At 63.1% G+C, this 17,977-nt stretch carries 14 protein-coding genes and 2 tRNA genes; 3 read left to right on the plus strand and 13 right to left on the minus strand.

The window, feature by feature from the left end; genetic code table 11:
• Positions 1-65: 65 nt before the first annotated feature.
• On the plus strand, positions 66-845 hold the full coding sequence (gene fpr / locus ACK6AU_RS00755; RefSeq protein WP_016966062.1) for a ferredoxin-NADP reductase: 780 nt from the start codon (positions 66-68) through the stop codon (positions 843-845).
• A 69-nt stretch (positions 846-914) separates the two neighbouring features.
• Here the strand turns inward: fpr and tsaA are convergent, their stop codons facing one another.
• From tsaA to rimO, 5 genes are all read right to left on the minus strand, one after another.
• Positions 915-1,610: a tRNA (N6-threonylcarbamoyladenosine(37)-N6)-methyltransferase TrmO gene (tsaA, locus tag ACK6AU_RS00760; protein WP_409297229.1), complete on the minus strand. Its 696-nt coding sequence runs from the start codon at positions 1,608-1,610 to the stop codon at positions 915-917.
• 11 nt (positions 1,611-1,621) lie between these two features.
• Entirely contained in the window at positions 1,622-2,083 is a 462-nt protein-coding gene (locus ACK6AU_RS00765) for a DUF1456 family protein (RefSeq protein WP_185697850.1), read from the minus strand.
• Positions 2,084-2,137: 54 nt separating this feature from the next.
• Positions 2,138-2,848 (minus strand): rRNA pseudouridine synthase, encoded by a 711-nt coding sequence (locus ACK6AU_RS00770; protein ID WP_185697851.1) that lies wholly within the window; start codon positions 2,846-2,848, stop codon positions 2,138-2,140.
• 81 nt (positions 2,849-2,929) lie between these two features.
• Positions 2,930-3,403, minus strand: coding sequence for a GNAT family N-acetyltransferase (locus ACK6AU_RS00775; RefSeq protein WP_152896802.1), 474 nt, complete (start codon positions 3,401-3,403; stop codon positions 2,930-2,932).
• Positions 3,404-3,510: 107 nt separating this feature from the next.
• Positions 3,511-4,848 carry a 30S ribosomal protein S12 methylthiotransferase RimO gene (rimO, locus tag ACK6AU_RS00780; protein WP_409297232.1) on the minus strand — a complete coding sequence of 446 codons (1,338 nt, stop codon included), beginning with the start codon at positions 4,846-4,848 and terminating at the stop codon, positions 3,511-3,513.
• Positions 4,849-5,205: 357 nt separating this feature from the next.
• Between rimO and ACK6AU_RS00785 the strand changes: the two genes are divergently transcribed.
• Positions 5,206-7,047, plus strand: a complete 1,842-nt coding sequence (locus tag ACK6AU_RS00785; protein WP_409297283.1) for a potassium transporter Kup — start codon at positions 5,206-5,208, stop codon at positions 7,045-7,047.
• Between the two features lie 64 nt (positions 7,048-7,111).
• Here ACK6AU_RS00785 and ACK6AU_RS00790 read toward each other — a convergent pair whose 3' ends face one another.
• From ACK6AU_RS00790 to ACK6AU_RS00805, 4 genes are all read right to left on the minus strand, one after another.
• Positions 7,112-8,410, minus strand: coding sequence for a virulence factor family protein (locus ACK6AU_RS00790; protein ID WP_409297234.1), 1,299 nt, complete (start codon positions 8,408-8,410; stop codon positions 7,112-7,114).
• Positions 8,410-11,052 carry a bifunctional lysylphosphatidylglycerol flippase/synthetase MprF gene (mprF, locus tag ACK6AU_RS00795; protein WP_409297236.1) on the minus strand — a complete coding sequence of 881 codons (2,643 nt, stop codon included), beginning with the start codon at positions 11,050-11,052 and terminating at the stop codon, positions 8,410-8,412. Before mprF ends, ACK6AU_RS00790 begins: the two co-directional genes overlap by 1 nt.
• Before the next feature lie 274 nt (positions 11,053-11,326).
• A tRNA-Met gene (locus ACK6AU_RS00800) sits at positions 11,327-11,403 on the minus strand.
• 195 nt (positions 11,404-11,598) lie between these two features.
• Positions 11,599-11,675, minus strand: a tRNA-Met gene (locus tag ACK6AU_RS00805).
• A 291-nt stretch (positions 11,676-11,966) separates the two neighbouring features.
• Here ACK6AU_RS00805 and dinB point away from each other — a divergent pair.
• Positions 11,967-13,031: a DNA polymerase IV gene (gene dinB / locus ACK6AU_RS00810; RefSeq protein ID WP_409297238.1), complete on the plus strand. Its 1,065-nt coding sequence runs from the start codon at positions 11,967-11,969 to the stop codon at positions 13,029-13,031.
• Positions 13,032-13,090: 59 nt separating this feature from the next.
• Here dinB and ACK6AU_RS00815 read toward each other — a convergent pair whose 3' ends face one another.
• The 4 genes from ACK6AU_RS00815 to ACK6AU_RS00830 all read right to left on the minus strand — a co-directional run bounded on the left by ACK6AU_RS00815 (position 13,091) and on the right by ACK6AU_RS00830 (position 17,870).
• Positions 13,091-14,044, minus strand: a complete 954-nt coding sequence (locus ACK6AU_RS00815) for a hypothetical protein (RefSeq protein WP_185697857.1) — start codon at positions 14,042-14,044, stop codon at positions 13,091-13,093.
• A gap of 17 nt (positions 14,045-14,061) precedes the next feature.
• Positions 14,062-15,777 carry a proline--tRNA ligase gene (locus tag ACK6AU_RS00820; protein WP_185697858.1) on the minus strand — a complete coding sequence of 572 codons (1,716 nt, stop codon included), beginning with the start codon at positions 15,775-15,777 and terminating at the stop codon, positions 14,062-14,064.
• 129 nt (positions 15,778-15,906) lie between these two features.
• Positions 15,907-17,472 (minus strand): AmpG family muropeptide MFS transporter, encoded by a 1,566-nt coding sequence (locus ACK6AU_RS00825; protein ID WP_185697859.1) that lies wholly within the window; start codon positions 17,470-17,472, stop codon positions 15,907-15,909.
• A 44-nt stretch (positions 17,473-17,516) separates the two neighbouring features.
• The gene (locus tag ACK6AU_RS00830; RefSeq protein WP_409297241.1) at positions 17,517-17,870 is read right to left on the minus strand and encodes an MGMT family protein; all 354 of its coding nucleotides are present in this window, start codon (positions 17,868-17,870) and stop codon (positions 17,517-17,519) included.
• Positions 17,871-17,977 lie beyond the last annotated feature (107 nt).

Here is a 17,977-nt window from a genome sequence, read left to right on the forward strand (position 1 = left end):
TGCCATTAGAATGCTGTGCAATTGCGCTCATGGTCGGCGCAGGCAATTTCTAGGAGTCCCTGTACATGAGCAACATGAACCACGAGCGTGTCCTCAGTGTTCATCACTGGAACGACACTCTGTTCAGCTTCAAGTGCACCCGCGATCCGGGCCTGCGCTTCGAGAACGGTCAGTTCGTGATGATCGGCCTGCAACAGCCCAACGGCCGTCCGCTTATGCGTGCTTACTCCATTGCCAGCCCGAACTGGGAAGAGCATCTCGAATTCTTCAGCATCAAGGTTCCCGACGGTCCGCTGACCTCCCAGCTGCAGCACCTGAAGGAAGGCGACGAGATCATCATCAGCAAGAAACCAACCGGAACCCTGGTACTGGACGACCTGAAGCCTGGCAAGCACCTCTATCTGCTCAGCACCGGTACCGGCCTGGCACCGTTCATGAGCGTGATCCAGGATCCGGAAACCTACGAGCGTTTCGAAAAAGTGATCCTGTGCCACGGCGTACGCTACGTCAATGAAGTCGCTTACCGCGAGTTCATCACCGAGCACCTGCCGCAGAACGAGTTCTTCGGCGAGGCCCTGCGCGAGAAGCTGATCTACTACCCCACCGTGACTCGCGAACCGTTCGAGAACGAAGGCCGCCTGACCGACCTGATGCGCAGCGGCAAGCTGTTCCGCGACATCGGCCTGCCGCCGATCAACCCTCAGGACGACCGCGCCATGCTGTGCGGTAGCCCGAGCATGCTGGAAGAAACCAGTGAAGTGCTCAACAGCTTCGGCCTGACCGTGTCGCCGCGCATGCGCGAGCCGGGTGACTACCTGATCGAGCGCGCCTTCGTCGAGAAATAAGCGTCTCGCATCCTGCAAAAAGCCCGCGTTGCCTGAGAAGGCAGCGCGGGCTTTTTTGTTTGCGCAGGATCAGTTGGCCGGCACCACTGCCAATACCCGGATCAGTCCGGGCTCGGGGTAATGCCAGCGCACGTCCAGGTCCCAGAACTGGGCACCGTACTCGCGTTCCGGGCTGGGCGCCTGATAGGCCGGACGAGGGTCCTGGGCCAGGCACTGCTCGATCAGTTCCAGCAATGGCTCCTGCAGGCGCAAGGCGTGCAGCCGTGCTTGTTCCAGGGCCTGGGGTTGCCATTGCACCGGAATGAGCAGTGGCGCGGTGCTGGCGATTTCATTGCTGGCCCCGTTGACGATGTCGGCATAGGGCACGTAGGGCTTGATGTCGAGGATGGGCGTGCCATCGAGCAGGTCGATGCCGGAAATCCACAGGCGATCCGCCTCGACCCGGTCCAGCTTGACCACCGACTGGCCGATGCCGTTGGGCCTGTGGGTGGCCCGGGTGGCGAAGACGCCCATGGACTTGTTGCCTCCCAGGCGTGGCGGACGCACCTTGAGTCGTGGCTTGTCCTCCAGGGCCTGGTGGAAGAGGAACAGCAGCCAGACATGGCTGACCTGCTCCAGCCCCTGGATTGCGTCGCCCTGGTCGAAAGGCGGCACCAGCTCCAGCACACCGCGGGCGGCGGGTGCCAGTTGCGGCTGGCGCGGGATGGCGAACTTCTCCTTGAAACAGGAACGCACGAAGCCGATGGGGGAGACGCTGTAGGTCATGGTCGCCTGACTTAGCCGCGCACGCGCAGGGTCAGGCCCTTGAGGAAGTTGCGCAGCAACTGGTCACCGCAAGGCCGGTAGTTGTTGTGTCCGAACTTGCGGAACAGGGCGCTCAACTCCGGCTTGGACACCGGGAAGTTGGCCGCCTTGAGCACGGCATGCATGTCGTCCTCCTTGAGCTCGAAGGCCACGCGCAATTTCTTCAGGATGATGTTGTTGGTCACCGGCAGTTCGATCGGCAGCGGCGGGCGGCTGTCATCCTTGCCGCGCTTGAAGATCACCAGGCCATCGAGGAAGTACGCCATGGTCTGGTCCGGGCAGCGCATGAAGCCCTCTTCCTCGTCCTTCTTCAGGTAGCTGACGACTTCTTCCAGGCTGACGCTGAAACCGGTGAGCTTGATGATATCGACCATCTTCTGGTCGCTGATGTCGAGCATGTAGCGCACGCTGCGCAGTACGTCGTTGTGGATCATGTTGAGGGTCCTGGTCTGTGCACCTGTACCGAACGAGGGCAGGGGCTGGGGAATTCAGAATTTCTCTTTGGCCGACAGGTAGCGCCACTGGCCCAGCGGCACCTTGCCGATCGATACGCCGCCGATGCGGATCCGGCGGATGGCGATGACCTGCAGGCCTACGGCCTGGCAGAACAGCGCGATCACCCCGGGTTGCGGATTCTTCAGGGCGAAGCGCAGGCGGTTCTCGCTCTGCCAGCTGGCCTTCACCGGCGGCAGCTCGCGGCCCTTGTAGGTCACGCCGTGGTTCAGGCGATTGAAGCCGTGCTCGATCATCTGCCCGGAAACCTCGACCAGGTATTCCTGTTCGATTCTGGAGGCATCGGCACTGAGCTTGCGCTGAACCCGCCAGTCCTGGGTGAACACCAACAGGCCGCTGGCGCCGGGTTGCAGGTCGTCGCAGGCATTGAGGCGGGCAAAATGCCCGCGCAGGGGGCGTTTGCCGAAGCGATGCTCATCCGACAGGCTGGCGGCGCTGATCGACAGCCGGGCGCTTTCCAGGTCCTGGCCGGCGGGCACATTGAGCAGGATGGTCACAGGCTCCGGAGCGGTGGCCTTGGCCTCGGGGTCGAGGACCACCTTCTGGGCGCCGACCTTGAACTGTGGCTCGTCGATGACTTCGCCATCCACGGTGACCCAGCCGCCTTCGATGAACAGCTCGGCCTCCCGGCGGGAGCAGCCAACCAGCTCGATGAGGCGTTTGGAAAGACGAATCGGGTCGGTCATGACAGGGGCCGTTGCAAAAGAGGGCAGCTATTGTACCTGCCCAGCGCCGGTTAATGCGGGTCCATTCACCGGCTGTGGCCATTAGCCGCTTCGCGCCTGCGCCTGCGGCTGTTTCAGGCGCATGTGCAGCAAAGGGTAGGGCTGGCCCATGCCATCCTGTTCCGAGCGACCGACGATCTCGAAACCCTGTTTGAAGTAGAACCCCAGGGCCTGGGGGTTCTGTTCGTTGACGTCCAGCTGGATGGCGTTCAGGTGTTCCACGGCGTAGTGCAGCAACTGCCGGCCCAGCCCCTGGCCGCGGTGGTCCGGATGAATGAACAGCATTTCCACCTTGCCCGCCGCGACCCCGGCGAAACCACTGATGCGCTGGCGCTGGTCGCGGGTACAGATCAGCATCACCGCATCCAGGTAGCGGGTCAGCACCAGGTTCCTCAACAGCTCGATATAGCTATCCGGGAGAAAGTCGTGGGTGGCGCGCACCGAGGCTTCCCAGACCTGGGTCAGTTCCGGGTAGTCGCTGAATTTCGGGGTATGGATGACTGGATGTTGGCGCATGCCGCCTGCTCCTTGGGCCGAGGTTGAAGCGCATTCCAGAGCAAACGATAGACCTAAAAAAGCCCCGCATCTCGTCGCGAGAGCGGGGCTTGGCGGTTTTTTATGCCTTATAGGATCTCGGCCCAGAGATCGTACTCGTCGGCGTCGGTCACCCGGCAGCGGACCTTGTCGCCCGGCTTCAGGTAGCTGGCATTGTCGATGAAGACGTTGCCGTCGATTTCCGGAGCATCGAAGAAGCAGCGGCCCACGGCGCCTTGCTCGTCGACTTCGTCGATCAGTACTTCGATTTCCTTGCCGACGCGCTGTTGCAGGCGTGCCGAGCTGATTTCCTGCTGGTGCGCCATGAAGCGCTCCCAGCGATCCTGCTTGACGTCATCGGGCACCACTTCCAGGTCCAGGTCGTTGGCCGGGGCGCCTTCCACCGGCGAGTACTGGAAGCAGCCGACGCGGTCCAGCTGGGCTTCGGTCAGCCAGTCCAGCAGGTACTGGAAGTCTTCCTCGGTTTCGCCGGGGAAACCGACGATGAAGGTGGAGCGGATGATCAGCTCGGGGCAGACCTGGCGCCAGGCCTTGATCCGGGCCAGGGTCTTGTCCTCGAAGGCCGGGCGCTTCATGGCCTTGAGCACTTTCGGGCTGGCGTGCTGGAACGGGATGTCCAGGTACGGCAGGATCTTGCCGGCGGCCATCAGCGGGATCAGCTCGTCGACGTGCGGGTATGGATAGACATAGTGCAGCCGGACCCAGACGCCCAGGGTGCTCAGGGCTTCGCAAAGCTCGGTCATGCGCGTCTTGACCGGCGCGCCGTTCCAGAAGCCGGTGCGGTACTTGACGTCGACGCCGTAGGCGCTGGTGTCCTGGGAGATCACCAGCAACTCCTTGACCCCGGACTTGACCAGGCGCTGGGCTTCGTCGAGCACGTCGCCCACCGGGCGGCTGACCAGCTTGCCGCGCATCGACGGGATGATGCAGAAGCTGCAGCTGTGGTTGCAGCCTTCGGAAATCTTCAGGTAGGCGTAGTGCCGTGGGGTCAGCTTGATGCCTTGCGGCGGCACCAGGTCGATCAGCGGGTTGTGGTCCTGCTTGGGCGGTACCACTTCATGCACGGCGCTGACCACTTGCTCGTACTGCTGCGGTCCGGTTACGGCCAGCACGCTGGGGTGCACCTCGCGGATGTTGCCTTCTTCCACGCCCATGCAGCCGGTCACGATGACCTTGCCGTTCTCCTTGATGGCTTCGCCGATCACTTCCAGGGATTCGGCCTTGGCCGAGTCGATGAAGCCGCAAGTATTGACCACCACGACATCGGCATCCTGGTAGGTGGATACCACGTCATAGCCTTCCATGCGCAGTTGAGTGAGGATGCGCTCGGAATCGACCAGAGCCTTGGGGCAACCCAGGGAAACGAAGCCGACCTTGGGGTTGGCTGGCGCGGTAGGGGTGGACATGTCTAACCTCGGTATAGGTGTCTGGCCGCTCGGCGATCTGCATGGATGCGCTGGCGGTGAACGGGCGTTTGGGGCGCCTCTGATCAAAAAGTGCGCAATTCTAGCGATGAGCAGCGCACTTGACCAGCTTTATGCAGGGAAATACGACGAGTGCTGCGCTATGCTTCGCGCCGTTGCACATAGGCGAATTCTTTCAGTCAATCAAACGTCTGTAACAACAAGTAAAGCCGCACATGCTGCAATACCAAAGCATAGCGTTTCATTCTAAGAAGCCGGGTCTGGAATCAGGAGTATTGGATGGGTCAGGCAAGTAGTCAGGCGGCGGACGCCGAGCATTCGGCCGCGCGGCCGTTGAGCATGCTGGTCGCCGCGGTAGGGGTGGTTTATGGCGACATCGGTACCAGCCCGCTCTATACCCTCAAAGAAGTCTTTTCCGGCAGTTATGGCGTCCAGGTCAACCACGATGGTGTGTTCGGCATCCTGGCGCTGATCTTCTGGTCGCTGGTCTGGGTCGTCTCGATCAAGTACGTGTTGTTCATCCTGCGTGCCGACAACCAGGGCGAGGGCGGGATCATGGCCCTGACGGCGCTGGCCCGTCGGGCATCGGCGCCCTATCCGCGCTTGCGCTCGGTGCTGGTGATCCTTGGCCTGATCGGCGCCTCGTTGTTCTATGGCGACAGCATGATTACCCCGGCGATTTCGGTGCTCTCGGCGGTCGAGGGGCTGGAGCTGGCGTTCAGTGGCCTGGAGCATTGGGTCGTGCCATTGGCCCTGGTGGTCTTGGTGGCCCTGTTCCTGATCCAGAAGCACGGCACCGATCGCATCGGCAAGCTGTTCGGTCCGGTGATGGTGGCCTGGTTCCTGGTCCTTGGGGGCTTGGGTATCCATGGCATCGCCCAGCATCCGGAAGTGTTGCAGGCGTTGAACCCGGTATGGGCCGTGCGCTTCTTCATCTCCCATCCGGGCATGGGCGTGGCGATCCTGGGGGCCGTGGTACTGGCCCTGACCGGTGCCGAGGCGCTGTATGCCGACATGGGTCACTTCGGGCGCAAGCCCATCGCCCGGGCCTGGTTCGCCCTGGTGTTGCCGGCGCTGGTGCTGAACTACTTCGGCCAGGGCGCATTGCTGCTGGAAAACCCCGAGGCGGCGCGCAACCCGTTCTACCTGCTGGCACCGGGCTGGGCGCTGATCCCGCTGGTGGGGCTGGCGACCCTGGCCACGGTGATCGCTTCCCAGGCGGTGATATCCGGCGCCTTCTCCCTGACCCGCCAGGCCATCCAGCTGGGGTACATCCCGCGGATGTACATCCAGCACACTTCCAGCGCCGAGCAAGGGCAGATCTACATCGGTGCGGTGAACTGGTCGCTGATGGTGGGGGTGATCCTGCTGGTGCTGGGCTTCGAATCCTCCGGTGCCCTGGCGTCGGCCTATGGCGTGGCGGTGACCGGCACCATGCTGATCACCAGCATCCTGGTGTCGGCGGTAATGCTGCTGCTGTGGAAATGGTCGCCGGTGCTAGCCTTGCCAGTGCTGTTGGGTTTCCTCTTGGTGGATGGGCTGTTCTTCGCCGCCAACGTGCCGAAGATCGTCCAGGGCGGTGCCTTCCCGGTACTGGCGGGGATCGTGCTGTTCGTCCTGATGACCACCTGGAAGCGCGGCAAGGAGCTGCTGGTGGACCGCCTGGACGAAGGCGGCCTGCCATTGCCGATCTTCATCGGCAGCATCCGCGTGCAGCCACCGCATCGGGTCCAGGGTACCGCGGTGTTCCTTACCGCCCGCCCGGACGCCGTGCCCCATGCCTTGTTGCATAACCTGCTGCACAACCAGGTGCTGCATGAGCAAGTGGTGTTGTTGACGGTGGTCTACGAGGACATTCCACGGGTGCCGGCCCAGCGCCGGTTCGAGGTGGATTCCTATGGCGAAGGCTTCTTCCGGGTGATCCTGCACTTTGGTTTCACCGACGAGCCGGACGTGCCCGAGGCCCTGAAGCTGTGTCACCTGGACGAGCTGGACTTCAGTCCGATGCGCACCACCTACTTCCTCAGCCGCGAGACGGTGATCGCCTCCAAGCTGGTGGGCATGGCCCGCTGGCGCGAAGTGCTGTTCGCCTTCATGTTGAAGAACGCCAACGGCAACCTGCGCTTTTTCAAGCTGCCGGTGAACCGGGTGATCGAGCTGGGCACCCAGGTCGAGATCTGAGGCCGCCCAAACAAAAAGCCCCCGCTGCCTGAGGCAACGGGGGCTTTTTGTGGCCAGTGTCAGCTCATTCCTGAGCGCTTGCCTGATCCTTGGCCTGGCGCTTCTCGATGATCTCCACCAGGCGCTTGGCCAGAGCCGGGTAGTTCTCGTCGAAGTGATGGCCGCCTGGCAGTTTCATCGCTTCGCCAACGGCGGTCTTGTCGGTGCAGCCACTCTCGTTGACCTCTTCAACGCCGTAGATGCACACCACCTTGGGCGCCGGCAGCTTGGCCATTTCCGGCCCGGTGGCGGCTTCCTTGCCAGCGTTGCCCAGCCAGCCCTCGACTTCGATCTCGAAGCTGCCGGTGCGGGCGAAGGCCAGCAGGATAATGGCGTCGACCCGCTGCTGCTCGGCTTCCGGCAGGCGGTTGTAGATGGCCGGCAGAACGTCGGCGCCGAAGGAGTAGCCGGTCAGGACGAAACGCTTGGTGCCCCACTTCTGCCGGTAGTGCTGCATCAGTTCGGTGAGGTCGGTGGCGCTTTGCTCCGGGGTCTTGTGCTGCCAGTAGTAGCGCAGGGTGTCGATACCCACCACCGGATAACCGAGCTTGGCCATTTCCCCGGCCACGTCGCGGTCCAGGTCGCGCCAGCCGCCATCGCCCGAGAGGAACAGGGTCACGGTGTCCTTGGCCTGGCCGGCCGGGACTTCCACCACGGGAATGTTCAGGCCGCCGTTGTCCGAGCCCACCAGCAGCTTGCGCAGTTCGTTGTTCAGCACCTGGGGCAGGTGGACGTCGTAGTCGCTGATGCTGGTGGTGGCATTGGGGGTGTCGCGTACGAAGCCGGCGCTTTCGTCATCCGGGTTGTCGTTCCAGGCCACCAGCCAATGGCCATGGCTCATGGTCTTGGGCAGCGGGTCGGTGCAGCCGGGCGCCGGGTCGATGGTGAAGCCCACCGATACCGCCTGGGCCTTGTCGTCGTTTTGCGCGGCGATCCAGCGCCAGGCCAGGGCGGCACCCGGGCCGATGCCGCTGACCAGGGTCGCGGGCCCGGCCAACTGTGGCAGGGCGTTCTGCAGGGCCTGTTCCTGCAGCTTGCAGTCGTCCTTGGGCAGGATCACCTGGACAATCTGCGCTGCGCCGCCGCGGCTCAGGGCCAGCAGTTGCTTGTCGCTCAGGGTCGAATCCGGCAGTACGGCGACCACCACGCGGGCCTTGGCCTTGGTGCCGGGGGTTACACGGGTCAGGGTCGAGCCATCGGCCTGGGGCAATTGCTCCAGGGTCGGCTCGGGCGCGGGGCGATTCCACCACCAATAGCCACCACCTGCGATCAGTGCCAGCACCACCAGGGTGGCCAGCAGGTACCGCCAAGTACGTCGAATCATCAGCGTTTCACCAATCCAGTCAGGCCGCCCGCGATCAGGGCGGCGGTGTCGGCCAGTGCGACCAGCGGGTCCAGCCCGGCCGGCACGGCCATGTAACGGGGTTCCCAGTCGGGCTGGAACTTGTCTTTGAAGCGGCGCAGGCCCTGGAAGTTGTAGAGCTGCTCGCCGCGACGGAACACCATCGAGCCCAGGCGTTGGGTCAGCGGTGCTCCACGGCGCGGTTGCAGGCCGGAAAGGGGCACCATCCCCAGGCTGAAGCGGGCATATCCATGATTTTTATAATGCTGGATCAGGCCGACCATCATGAACTCCATGGTCAGCTTCGGAGCATCCGGATGCGCGCGCATCAGGTCGAGGCTGGCCAGGTCGTGGCTATAGGTCTCGAGCAGGTTGGCGAAGGCCACCGGGCGTCCTTCAAAACGAATGATCGCGATACGGAAGTACTTGAGGTAGTCGTCGCTGAAACGGCCCAGGGAAAAACCCTTCTCCCGGACGTTCTTGCCGGTCAGCCAGGCATCGGAGATCACCTTCAGTTCGTCCATCGGCGCTTGCCCGGGCTCGTGGATCTCCAGCGACAGGCCGTCGCGGGTACCTCGGTTCCAGGTATAGCGCAGGTCCTTCATTTCCTTGCCCTTGGCTTCCAGGTCGAAGCGCTTGAGATCGACCCGGGCCTCTTCGCCGAGCTTGATCGCGGTCAGGCCGATGTCCATGTAGTAGGGCAGGTTCTCCGCCCGTACCTGGTAGAACACCGGGCGCGCATGGTGCACATCGCACAGGTCGCGGAACTGCCAGATCATCTCGGCGCGTTGCTGGGTCGGGCCGATGGGGTCATACAGCGCCACCAGGCTGCGACCGCGGCGGGCATACATCAGGAATGCATCGTCGTTGGGGTGGAACAGCAAAGCCTTGTCACCGGTCAGCGCCAGGCCACCGTCGGGCTGTGAGGAGGCCATGAGGATCTTCGCTGCCTTGTCCAGTTCGTCGCCGGTGGGCAGGTGGATCACCGGGCGCGCGGTGCGCAGCAGCCAGGTCAGGGATACCACCAGCAGCAGGACCGCGGCGCCCAGCAGCGAGCGCAGGCCCCGTGGAGCATCGGCGTCGAGGGTGAACTGCCACCACAGTTGGTGACTGTAGGGCACGTCCTGGTAGGCGAACAGCAACAGCCAGATCGACGCTCCGAGCACACAGACGCTGGCCACCAGGTACAGCGGCGAGAACGGCAGCTCGGTGAGGCGGCTAGGGCGATAGAACGAGCGACGGAAGACGGCCAGCAGGCTGGCGGTCAGGGTCATCAGGCAGGCTTCTTCCCAGTCGAAACCCTTGAGCAGGGACAGCACGGCGCCCACCAGCAGCAGGATGGTGGTGAGCATCCAGGCGGCCGACAGGCGCCGACGCAGGCCCTGGGCCAGCAGCAGGCAGAGCACGCCGATCAGGCTGGCGCCGAAGTGCGAAGCGTCCACCAGGCGATGGGGAATCAGGAAGCCGATGTGTTGCAGGCGGGTATCGATTTCCGGGGTGGCGCCGGAGAACAGCAGCACCACGCCGGAGAGGAACACCAGCACCGCGAGGACCGGAGCCGCCAGGCCCGATGCCGCGCGCAGCGTTTGGCGAGTCTGGAACAGGCGCTGGGCTTCGTTGATCAGCAGCAGCACACAGGCCGCCAGCATCGGCAGCACGACGTAGATCAGTCGATACAGCAACAGGGCCGCCGCCAGTGGCGCAGCTCCCAGCTTGTCGGCGAAGGCCGCCAGCAGGATCGCCTCGAACACCCCGACGCCACCCGGTACATGGCTGAGCACCCCGGCGGCCAGGGCCAGCAGGTAGACCAGCAGGAATGCGCCGAAGGGCGGGGCCTCGGGCAGTAGCAGGTACAGCACGGTGGCGGCCGCAGCCACGTCCAGGGCGGTGATGACCAGTTGCAGCAAGGTCAGGCGGGGGCCGGGCAGGCGCAGGGTGCGACGGCCGATCCGCACCAGCAGGTTATCGCGCAGGGGCTGTTCCGGCAGGCGGCGGCGATAAAGCCCCATGGCCAGCACCGCGCCGAGCAGCAGTACGGCAATGGCGATGGCGGCCAGCAGGCCCTCGGGCAGGCGCAGTGCCGTCGAGGCGGCGGGCAGGTTGCTCAAGGTCGCCAGGGCGGCCAGGGGCGGCAGGGCACAGCCCAGGGACAGGCTGGCGAACAGGGTCATGTGGGCGACGTCGGCGGCCCCCAAGCCATGCCGAGCATAAAGCCGGTAGCGCACCGAGCCCCCGGAGAGCAGCGACAGGCCGATGGCGTTGCCGATGGCGAAAGCGGTGAATCCGCCCAGGGCCAGGGTGCGCCCGGAAAGATCGACCCCGGCATAACGACTGGCGGACCACTCATAGCCGAGCAGGATGATGAAGCCGACGATGGTCGCGCCCAGTGCGCCGAGCAGCGCCGGCTTGGGTACTTCCAGGATCGAGTCGTGCAGGGCGTAGAAATCCAGCTCGCTAAGCAGGTGGCGGCAGGCGACCAGGGCAATGGCGAACAGCAGCAAGGTCACCACCAGGCCGAGCGGTTGGCGGTATTTGCTCAGCAGTTCCAGCCAGCGCAAACGAGTGACTGTGATGGGTTGTGTAGCGGTATCGGTGTCTTGTGAATCAGACGTGTTGGCGCGCATCAATCACCTCTTGGATTGTGCGCGACAGGATGGGGGTATCCGGCCAAGTTACCAATCCCTGTGGAAAAATAATTTCAAATATTAACGCGTCTCGGCGTGGCCCGACGACCCGGGGTGGGTGGCACAAGGACAGGCTTGAGACAGAGCATAGCTTGCATCTTGAAGAATCGAAGCATCGCCAAAGGTTCGCAATACTTTGCCAGGTCTTTGTTGCGAAAGGATTTTTCTACAGGTACAAAAAAGGCCACTCTTTCGAGCAGCCTTTTTTGATATTTGGTTGCGGGAGCCGGATTTGAACCGACGACCTTCGGGTTATGAGCCCGACGAGCTACCAGACTGCTCCATCCCGCGTCTGTGGGGCGGCATTCTACAGGTGAACGACCGAGTGTCAACCGTTAATGACCATCAGGGTCAAATAAGCGTCGATTTTTCTACTTCGATGCTTAACCCATGGCCACGCAAGGAGTTTTCCCGAAATGCCCGGGGGAGGGCATAAGCGACGTGCACAAAAAAGGCCACTTCAAGGAAGTGGCCTTTTTCTATATCTGGTTGCGGGAGCCGGATTTGAACCGACGACCTTCGGGTTATGAGCCCGACGAGCTACCAGGCTGCTCCATCCCGCGTCTGATGTGGCGGGATTCTACAGGGAGTTGAGAGACTGTCAATCATTAATTTAAAAAAATTGCTTCCGGTTCAACCGGTTAGCCGCTTGCGACGGGCTTTGAAAACCGCCTGGAGGTAGATGGCACGGGGCTTTCAGCTCTATTGCGGGTGGACCATCCATTGAGCGGATAAATCCTTGGGTGGCTCTCGTGAACCAGCAGGATGATGCAAGGTACTGGTGCTATATACAGGTGTCGTTAGATACTGGGCGCCTGTCCATTCCGGCGGTCTTCCATGATCCCTGCCTTCCCATGATGCAGCGCAAAATCATCCATATCGATTGCGACTGTTTCTACGCTGCCATCGAAATGCGCGACGATCCGCAATTGGCCCGCAAGCCCCTGGCCGTTGGTGGCTCCGCCGAGCGGCGAGGGGTGATCGCTACTTGCAACTACGAGGCCCGTGCCTACGGGGTGCGTTCTGCCATGTCGTCCCGGCATGCGCTGGCGTTGTGCCCGGACCTGGTCATCGTCAAGCCGCGCATGGATGCCTATCGCGAAGCATCCAGGGAGATCCACACGATCTTTCGCGACTACACCGACCTGATCGAGCCGCTGTCGCTGGACGAGGCCTACCTGGATGTCTCCGACAGCCCGAACTTCTCCGGCAGTGCCACGCGTATCGCCCAGGACATCCGCCGGCGCGTTTCCAACCAGTTGCACATCACGGTGTCGGCCGGCGTCGCGCCGAACAAGTTCCTGGCAAAGATCGCCAGTGATTGGAAGAAGCCCAACGGGCTGTTCGTGATCACGCCGGGCCAGGTCGAGGATTTCGTTTCCGAGTTGCCGGTGAGCAAGTTGCATGGAGTGGGCAAGGTTACCGCGGACAAGCTCGGCCGGCTGGGCATAACCAGCTGCCTGCAATTGCGCGACTGGAGCAAGTTGGCGCTGGTACGTGAGTTCGGCAGTTTCGGCGAGCGCCTCTGGAGCCTGGCGCGGGGAGTCGATGAGCGGCCGGTGCAGAATGACAGCCGACGTCAATCCATCAGCGTGGAGAACACCTACGATGCCGATCTGCCGGACCTGGATAGCTGCCTGCAGAAGTTGCCGGAGCTGATGGAAGCCCTGGCCGGACGCATGGCGCGCATCGACAGCAGCTACCGACCGGGCAAGCCGTTCGTCAAGGTGAAATTCCATGACTTCACCCAGACCACCCTGGAACAGGCAGGGGCCGGGCGCGACCTTGAGAGTTATCGGCAGTTGCTGAGCCAGGCCTTCAAGCGTGGTGGCAAGCCGGTGCGACTGCTGGGCATAGGCGTACGCCTGCACGACCTGCGCGGCGGTCACGAGCAGTTGGAGTTGTTCAGGGAGTCGTAGGAGGAGGGGAGGCGAGCCGGGCACCAGGAGCGTGAGCCCATGGTGCCGGTCGGGACAAATCAGTTGCTGCCAGGATCCGCCACCAGGCGTCCGGCGTCCTTGGTCAGGGCCTTGAGAAACTCTTTCTGCAGTTCCGGATCGTTGCGTGTCAGCTCGATCAGGCTCTGCTCCAGCTCACTGGCTTCTTCTTCCAGGCCCAGTTGCGACAGGCGCTTGACCCGGTGCACCCACTCACTGACTTCGTCGTCCTCGAGGTCGTCGTAGATCAGCGCATGGGCCTCCACCAGCTTGCTGCGCAGGCCGGGGCTGATGCTCAGGGATGAATCGGAATGCACCTCGTCCTGGGCATCCTCGACACTGATCTGCAGCTTGCCGATGTGCTTGAGATCCTGCCCGGAGAACGGGTCGTCCAGGAGGTTCAAGCGCACCACGCCGTTGCGATCGGTGCTCAGCTCGTAGGTCTGCTTGCCAGCCTTGACCTGCACCGGGCGTTCGCTCCAGGGCAGGCTCGAATATTCCACGCGCTTGTCGCGCTGGACCTCGTCGATCGCCGCCAGGTTCTGCTGGGCACGGCCATGGGATGGCATGTTCATGAACGGGTTGACCCCCGAGACACCGTAGCTGAGCCAATCCTTGGTGACGCTGTCCGGCAGGTTGCCCAGGGCGAACACATTGACCACATTGGCGCCGACACCGGCCACCAGGGCCACCGCGCCCAGCGGGATCTCGTAGATTTCCCGCCAGGCTTGGTAGGGGGTATAGCGGTCGTAGTGGCGTGTAACCTCGAACTCGGTGACTTCGAAGGTCTTCTGCTCGTGGATGCGTACCCGTCGTTGCGGCAGCTCAAGCACCTTGGGCTCGCCGACATCGATCTGCAGGCTGTGGTCGAGCAGCTTGCGCTCGACCCGCTCCTCGTGTTCGCTGCGTTGCGACATCTGGTTGGCGCAGCCGCTGACCAGCAGGGCACCGCACAGGGCGGCGCCACCGAGGCTTAGGGTGTTTCGCTTGAACATGACTTCTCTATCTGGTTTCAGCGACGGATACGGGCTTGGAGGAAGGACAGGACGTCGGCCACCGGCAGCGCTTGCGCCTCGGCTTCGGTACGGCTCTTGTATTCCAGGTTGCCATCGGCCAGGCCGCGGTCACTGACGACGATCCGGTGCGGAATGCCGATCAGCTCCATGTCGGCGAACTTGATACCCGGGCTGGTCTTCTTGTCGCGATCGTCCAGCAGGACCTCGAAACCGGCAGCGGTGAGTTGCTCGTAGAGCGCGTCGGTGGCTTCGCGAACCTGTTCGGTTTCATAGCGCAGCGGTACCAGGGCGATCTGGAAGGGAGCCAGCGTGTCGCTCCAGATGATGCCTTTATCGTCGTTGTTCTGTTCGATGGCGGCAGCCACCACGCGGGATACGCCGATACCGTAGCAGCCCATCTCCAAGGTGACCGGCTTGCCGTTCTCGCCCAGTACTTCGCACTTCATCGCCTGGCTGTACTTGCTGCCCAGCTGGAAGATGTGCCCGACTTCGATGCCGCGCTTGATCTCCAACACGCCCTTGCCGTCCGGGCTTGGGTCGCCAGCGACCACGTTGCGCAGGTCGGCCACGGCTGGAACCGGCAGGTCGCGCTCCCAGTTCACGCCGAAGTAATGCTTGTCGTCGATGTTGGCACCGACGCCGAAGTCGCTCATCAGGGCTACGGAGCGGTCGATGATGATCGGCAGCGGCAGGTTCACCGGGCCCAGGGAGCCGGCGCCAGCGCCGATGGCGGCGCGCAGTTCGGCCTCGGAAGCCATGACCAGCGGGTCGGCGACGCCTGGCTGCTTGGCCGCCTTGATTTCGTTGAGCTCGTGGTCGCCACGGATGATCAGGGCGATCAGCTTGCCCGGCTCTTCGGCGTGCACCACCAGGGTCTTGACGGTCTTTTCGATCGGCAGGTTGTAGCGTTCCACCAGCTGGGCGATGGTCTTGGCGTCAGGAGTGTCCACCAGGCGCATGGTTTCGGTCGGCGCCGGGCGCGAGGTTTCGCGAGGCACGGCCTCGGCTTTCTCGATGTTCGCCGCGTAGTCGGAACCGTTGCTGAAGATGATGTCGTCTTCGCCGGACTCGGCCAGGACGTGGAACTCATGGGAGCCGGCGCCGCCGATGGAGCCGTTGTCCGCTTCCACCGGGCGGAACTTCAGGCCCAGGCGGGTGAAGATGTTGCAGTAGGCCTGGTGCATGCGGTCATAGGTGACCTGCAACGACGCCTGGTCGGCGTGGAAGGAATAGGCGTCCTTCATGATGAACTCGCGACCGCGCATCAGTCCGAAGCGTGGACGGATCTCATCGCGGAATTTGGTCTGGATCTGGTACAGGTTCAGCGGCAACTGCTTGTAGCTGCTCAGCTCGTTGCGGACCAGGTCGGTGATCACTTCTTCGTGGGTCGGGCCTGCGCAGAAGTCGCGATTGTGGCGGTCCTTCAGGCGCAGCAGTTCGGGGCCATATTGCTCCCAGCGTCCGGACTCCTGCCACAGCTCGGCCGGCTGGATGCCCGGCATCAACACTTCAAGCGCGCCAGCGGCGTTCATTTCTTCGCGAACGATGGCCTCGACCTTGCGCATCACCCGCAGGCCCATCGGCAGCCAGGTGTACAGGCCGGAAGCCAGTTTGCGGATCATGCCGGCGCGCAGCATCAGCTGGTGGCTGATCACGACCGCGTCGGAAGGCGTTTCTTTTTGTGTGGCGAGCAGATATTGACTGGTACGCATGGTAGGCCGTTGTCGGTTGCTTAAGACTGGAAGTGACGGAGCATTGTACGGGCGCGTGCCGCTGGCGTACAGGATTGCGCTCGGCAGGGGTTGGAGCGGTCTGGAAAAGCCCGCAACCCCTGGGAAACGCTAGGATTCTTCGCCGACGGCGGTGTTGCTGGCCGAGGTTTGTTCATCGGCGTTCGGGCCGGCGCGATGGCTTTCCTGGAACCAGTGCAGGGCGATCAGGATCAGGGTCGGGACACCGAGGATCGCAGTGATGAGGAAGAAGTCGTGATAACCGAATTTTTCCACCATGACCCCTGAATAGCCGCCGATCAGGCGCGGCAGCAACAGCATGATGGAGCTGAGCAGCGCGTACTGGGTGGCCGAGAACTTCAGGTTGGTCAGGCTCGACAGGTAGGCGACGAACGCCGAGGTGGCCATCCCCGAGCTGAAGTTGTCCAGGGAAATGGTGACGATCAGCATCTTCAGGTTCGGCCCCATGTCGGACAGCATGAGGAACAACAGGTTGGTGCCGGCGGATGCGGCGCCACCGATGAACAGGATCGGCAGGATGCCGAAGCGCACGATCAGCAGGCCGCCCATGCCGGCGCCGATCAGCGTCATGATCAGGCCGAAAATCTTGCTGACCCCGGCGATCTGGTCCTTGGTGAAGCCCTGGTCGATGTAGAACACGTTGGCCATGACCCCCATGACCGTGTCCGACATGCGGTAGGTGGCGATCAGCCCCAGCAGCAGAAAGGCCTGCCAGCGATAGCGCAGGATGAAGTCGTTGACCGGCGTCAGTACCGGCGCCAGGCCGCGGCGGCCCATGGCGGACAGGCACAGTGCGGTGAGGGTGATATAGAGGATGGCGCGCAGGAAGGCCCGGTCCTCCAGCAACAGGTCCAGCAGGCTGACGCCCTCGAAGATCACGCTGGCGAAGTCGGTGTTGTAGAGCTGGGTGAAGGTGGCGGGCACCGAGACCAGCAACACGATCAGCACGAATACCGAGATCAGCTGGTGGGCGAAGCTGTAGCGTCCCGCCGACAGCTGGGTGCGCAGGGGCACCGCGGGTTCGCGCATGAACAAGGTGGTGATCAGGGCCGGGATCATCAGGACCCCGAACAGCACGTAGGTGCCGGTCCAGGCCGAATGCTTGTAGCTGAAGCCGGTGGAGCCGAAACCTTCGGCGAAGAACAGCGCGCCGGCGGTGGCCAGCAGGACCGCCACCCGGTAGCCGGACATATAGCTGGCAGCCAGGGCGGCCTGGCGGCTGTCGTCGGCGATTTCCAGGCGGTAGGCGTCGATGGCGATGTCCTGGGTGGCCGAGGCAAAGGCCACGATCACCGCAATGGCGATCAGCCAGGACAGGTGTTTCTGTGGATCACAAAAGCCCATGCCGATCAGGCCCAGGATCACCAGCGCCTGGGCCAGGACCAGCCAGGATCGTCGTCGACCCAGCTTGCCCAGCAGCGGCAGGCGCCATTGGTCGAGCAGCGGCGACCACACCCACTTGAAGGCATAGGCCAGGCCGATCAGGCTGGCATAACCGATGGTTTCGCGGGCCACTCCGGCCTCGCGCAACCATACCGAAAGCGTCGAGAACACCAGCATGTAAGGCATGCCGGCAGCGAAACCAAGCAGCAACAGCACGAGCGTCGAGGGGCTGGCATAGGCGGCAAGTGCGGCGCGCCAGGTTTTACGGGGCATGGGCTGGAGTCTGCCTCAAGGATTACGGAAACAAAGCGCGCACTCTAACCGCTGTGCTCTACCGGACGCCAGCCATGGCGCCGAATATCCACCCTGTTGTTCAGTACGCTGATGCCTTCCGCGCGCAGCCTCGCGCGTTGTTCGTCCCCTGATGGGCTGCCTGCAGGCAGGCTGATGCGACCGCCGGCCCCCAAGACCCGGTGCCAGGGCAGGCTGGTGCCGGCAGGTAGCTGGCTGAGGGTGCGTCCGACCCAGCGCGCCGCCCGTCCCAGGCCGGCCATTTCCGCCAACTGGCCGTAGCTGACCACCTTGCCTTCGGGAACCTGGGCCAGGGTCAGGTATAGCGCCGTGCGTCGGATTTGCGCGGGCGTCTTTGAGTCTTGGCTGAGTTCGGTCACATTCGCGGTTCCAGATAGAGGGGGGGGGCGGTTCGTGGTGATTAAAGGCAGATGAGGATTGAACTCATTCTTAATAGCTGGGTCATTCGTGATCAGGGCCTATTTCA

The organism is Pseudomonas sp. KCJK8993 (assembly GCF_046230915.1).
In the GTDB taxonomy this organism is placed as follows: Bacteria; Pseudomonadota; Gammaproteobacteria; order Pseudomonadales; family Pseudomonadaceae; genus Aquipseudomonas; species Aquipseudomonas piscis.

Bases quoted from the DNA above. Each gene is read 5' to 3' on its own strand.
- fpr (WP_016966062.1), top strand. From the start codon at position 66: ATGAGCAACATGAACCACGAGCGTGTCCTCAGTGTTCATCACTGGAAC.
- tsaA (WP_409297229.1), bottom strand. From the start codon at position 1,610: ATGACCTACAGCGTCTCCCCCATCGGCTTCGTGCGTTCCTGTTTCAAG.
- ACK6AU_RS00765 (WP_185697850.1), bottom strand. From the start codon at position 2,083: ATGATCCACAACGACGTACTGCGCAGCGTGCGCTACATGCTCGACATC.
- ACK6AU_RS00770 (WP_185697851.1), bottom strand. From the start codon at position 2,848: ATGACCGACCCGATTCGTCTTTCCAAACGCCTCATCGAGCTGGTTGGC.
- ACK6AU_RS00775 (WP_152896802.1), bottom strand. From the start codon at position 3,403: ATGCGCCAACATCCAGTCATCCATACCCCGAAATTCAGCGACTACCCG.
- rimO (WP_409297232.1), bottom strand. From the start codon at position 4,848: ATGTCCACCCCTACCGCGCCAGCCAACCCCAAGGTCGGCTTCGTTTCC.
- ACK6AU_RS00785 (WP_409297283.1), top strand. From the start codon at position 5,206: ATGCTGGTCGCCGCGGTAGGGGTGGTTTATGGCGACATCGGTACCAGC.
- ACK6AU_RS00790 (WP_409297234.1), bottom strand. From the start codon at position 8,410: ATGATTCGACGTACTTGGCGGTACCTGCTGGCCACCCTGGTGGTGCTG.
- mprF (WP_409297236.1), bottom strand. From the start codon at position 11,052: ATGCGCGCCAACACGTCTGATTCACAAGACACCGATACCGCTACACAA.
- dinB (WP_409297238.1), top strand. From the start codon at position 11,967: ATGATGCAGCGCAAAATCATCCATATCGATTGCGACTGTTTCTACGCT.
- ACK6AU_RS00815 (WP_185697857.1), bottom strand. From the start codon at position 14,044: ATGTTCAAGCGAAACACCCTAAGCCTCGGTGGCGCCGCCCTGTGCGGT.
- ACK6AU_RS00820 (WP_185697858.1), bottom strand. From the start codon at position 15,777: ATGCGTACCAGTCAATATCTGCTCGCCACACAAAAAGAAACGCCTTCC.
- ACK6AU_RS00825 (WP_185697859.1), bottom strand. From the start codon at position 17,472: ATGCCCCGTAAAACCTGGCGCGCCGCACTTGCCGCCTATGCCAGCCCC.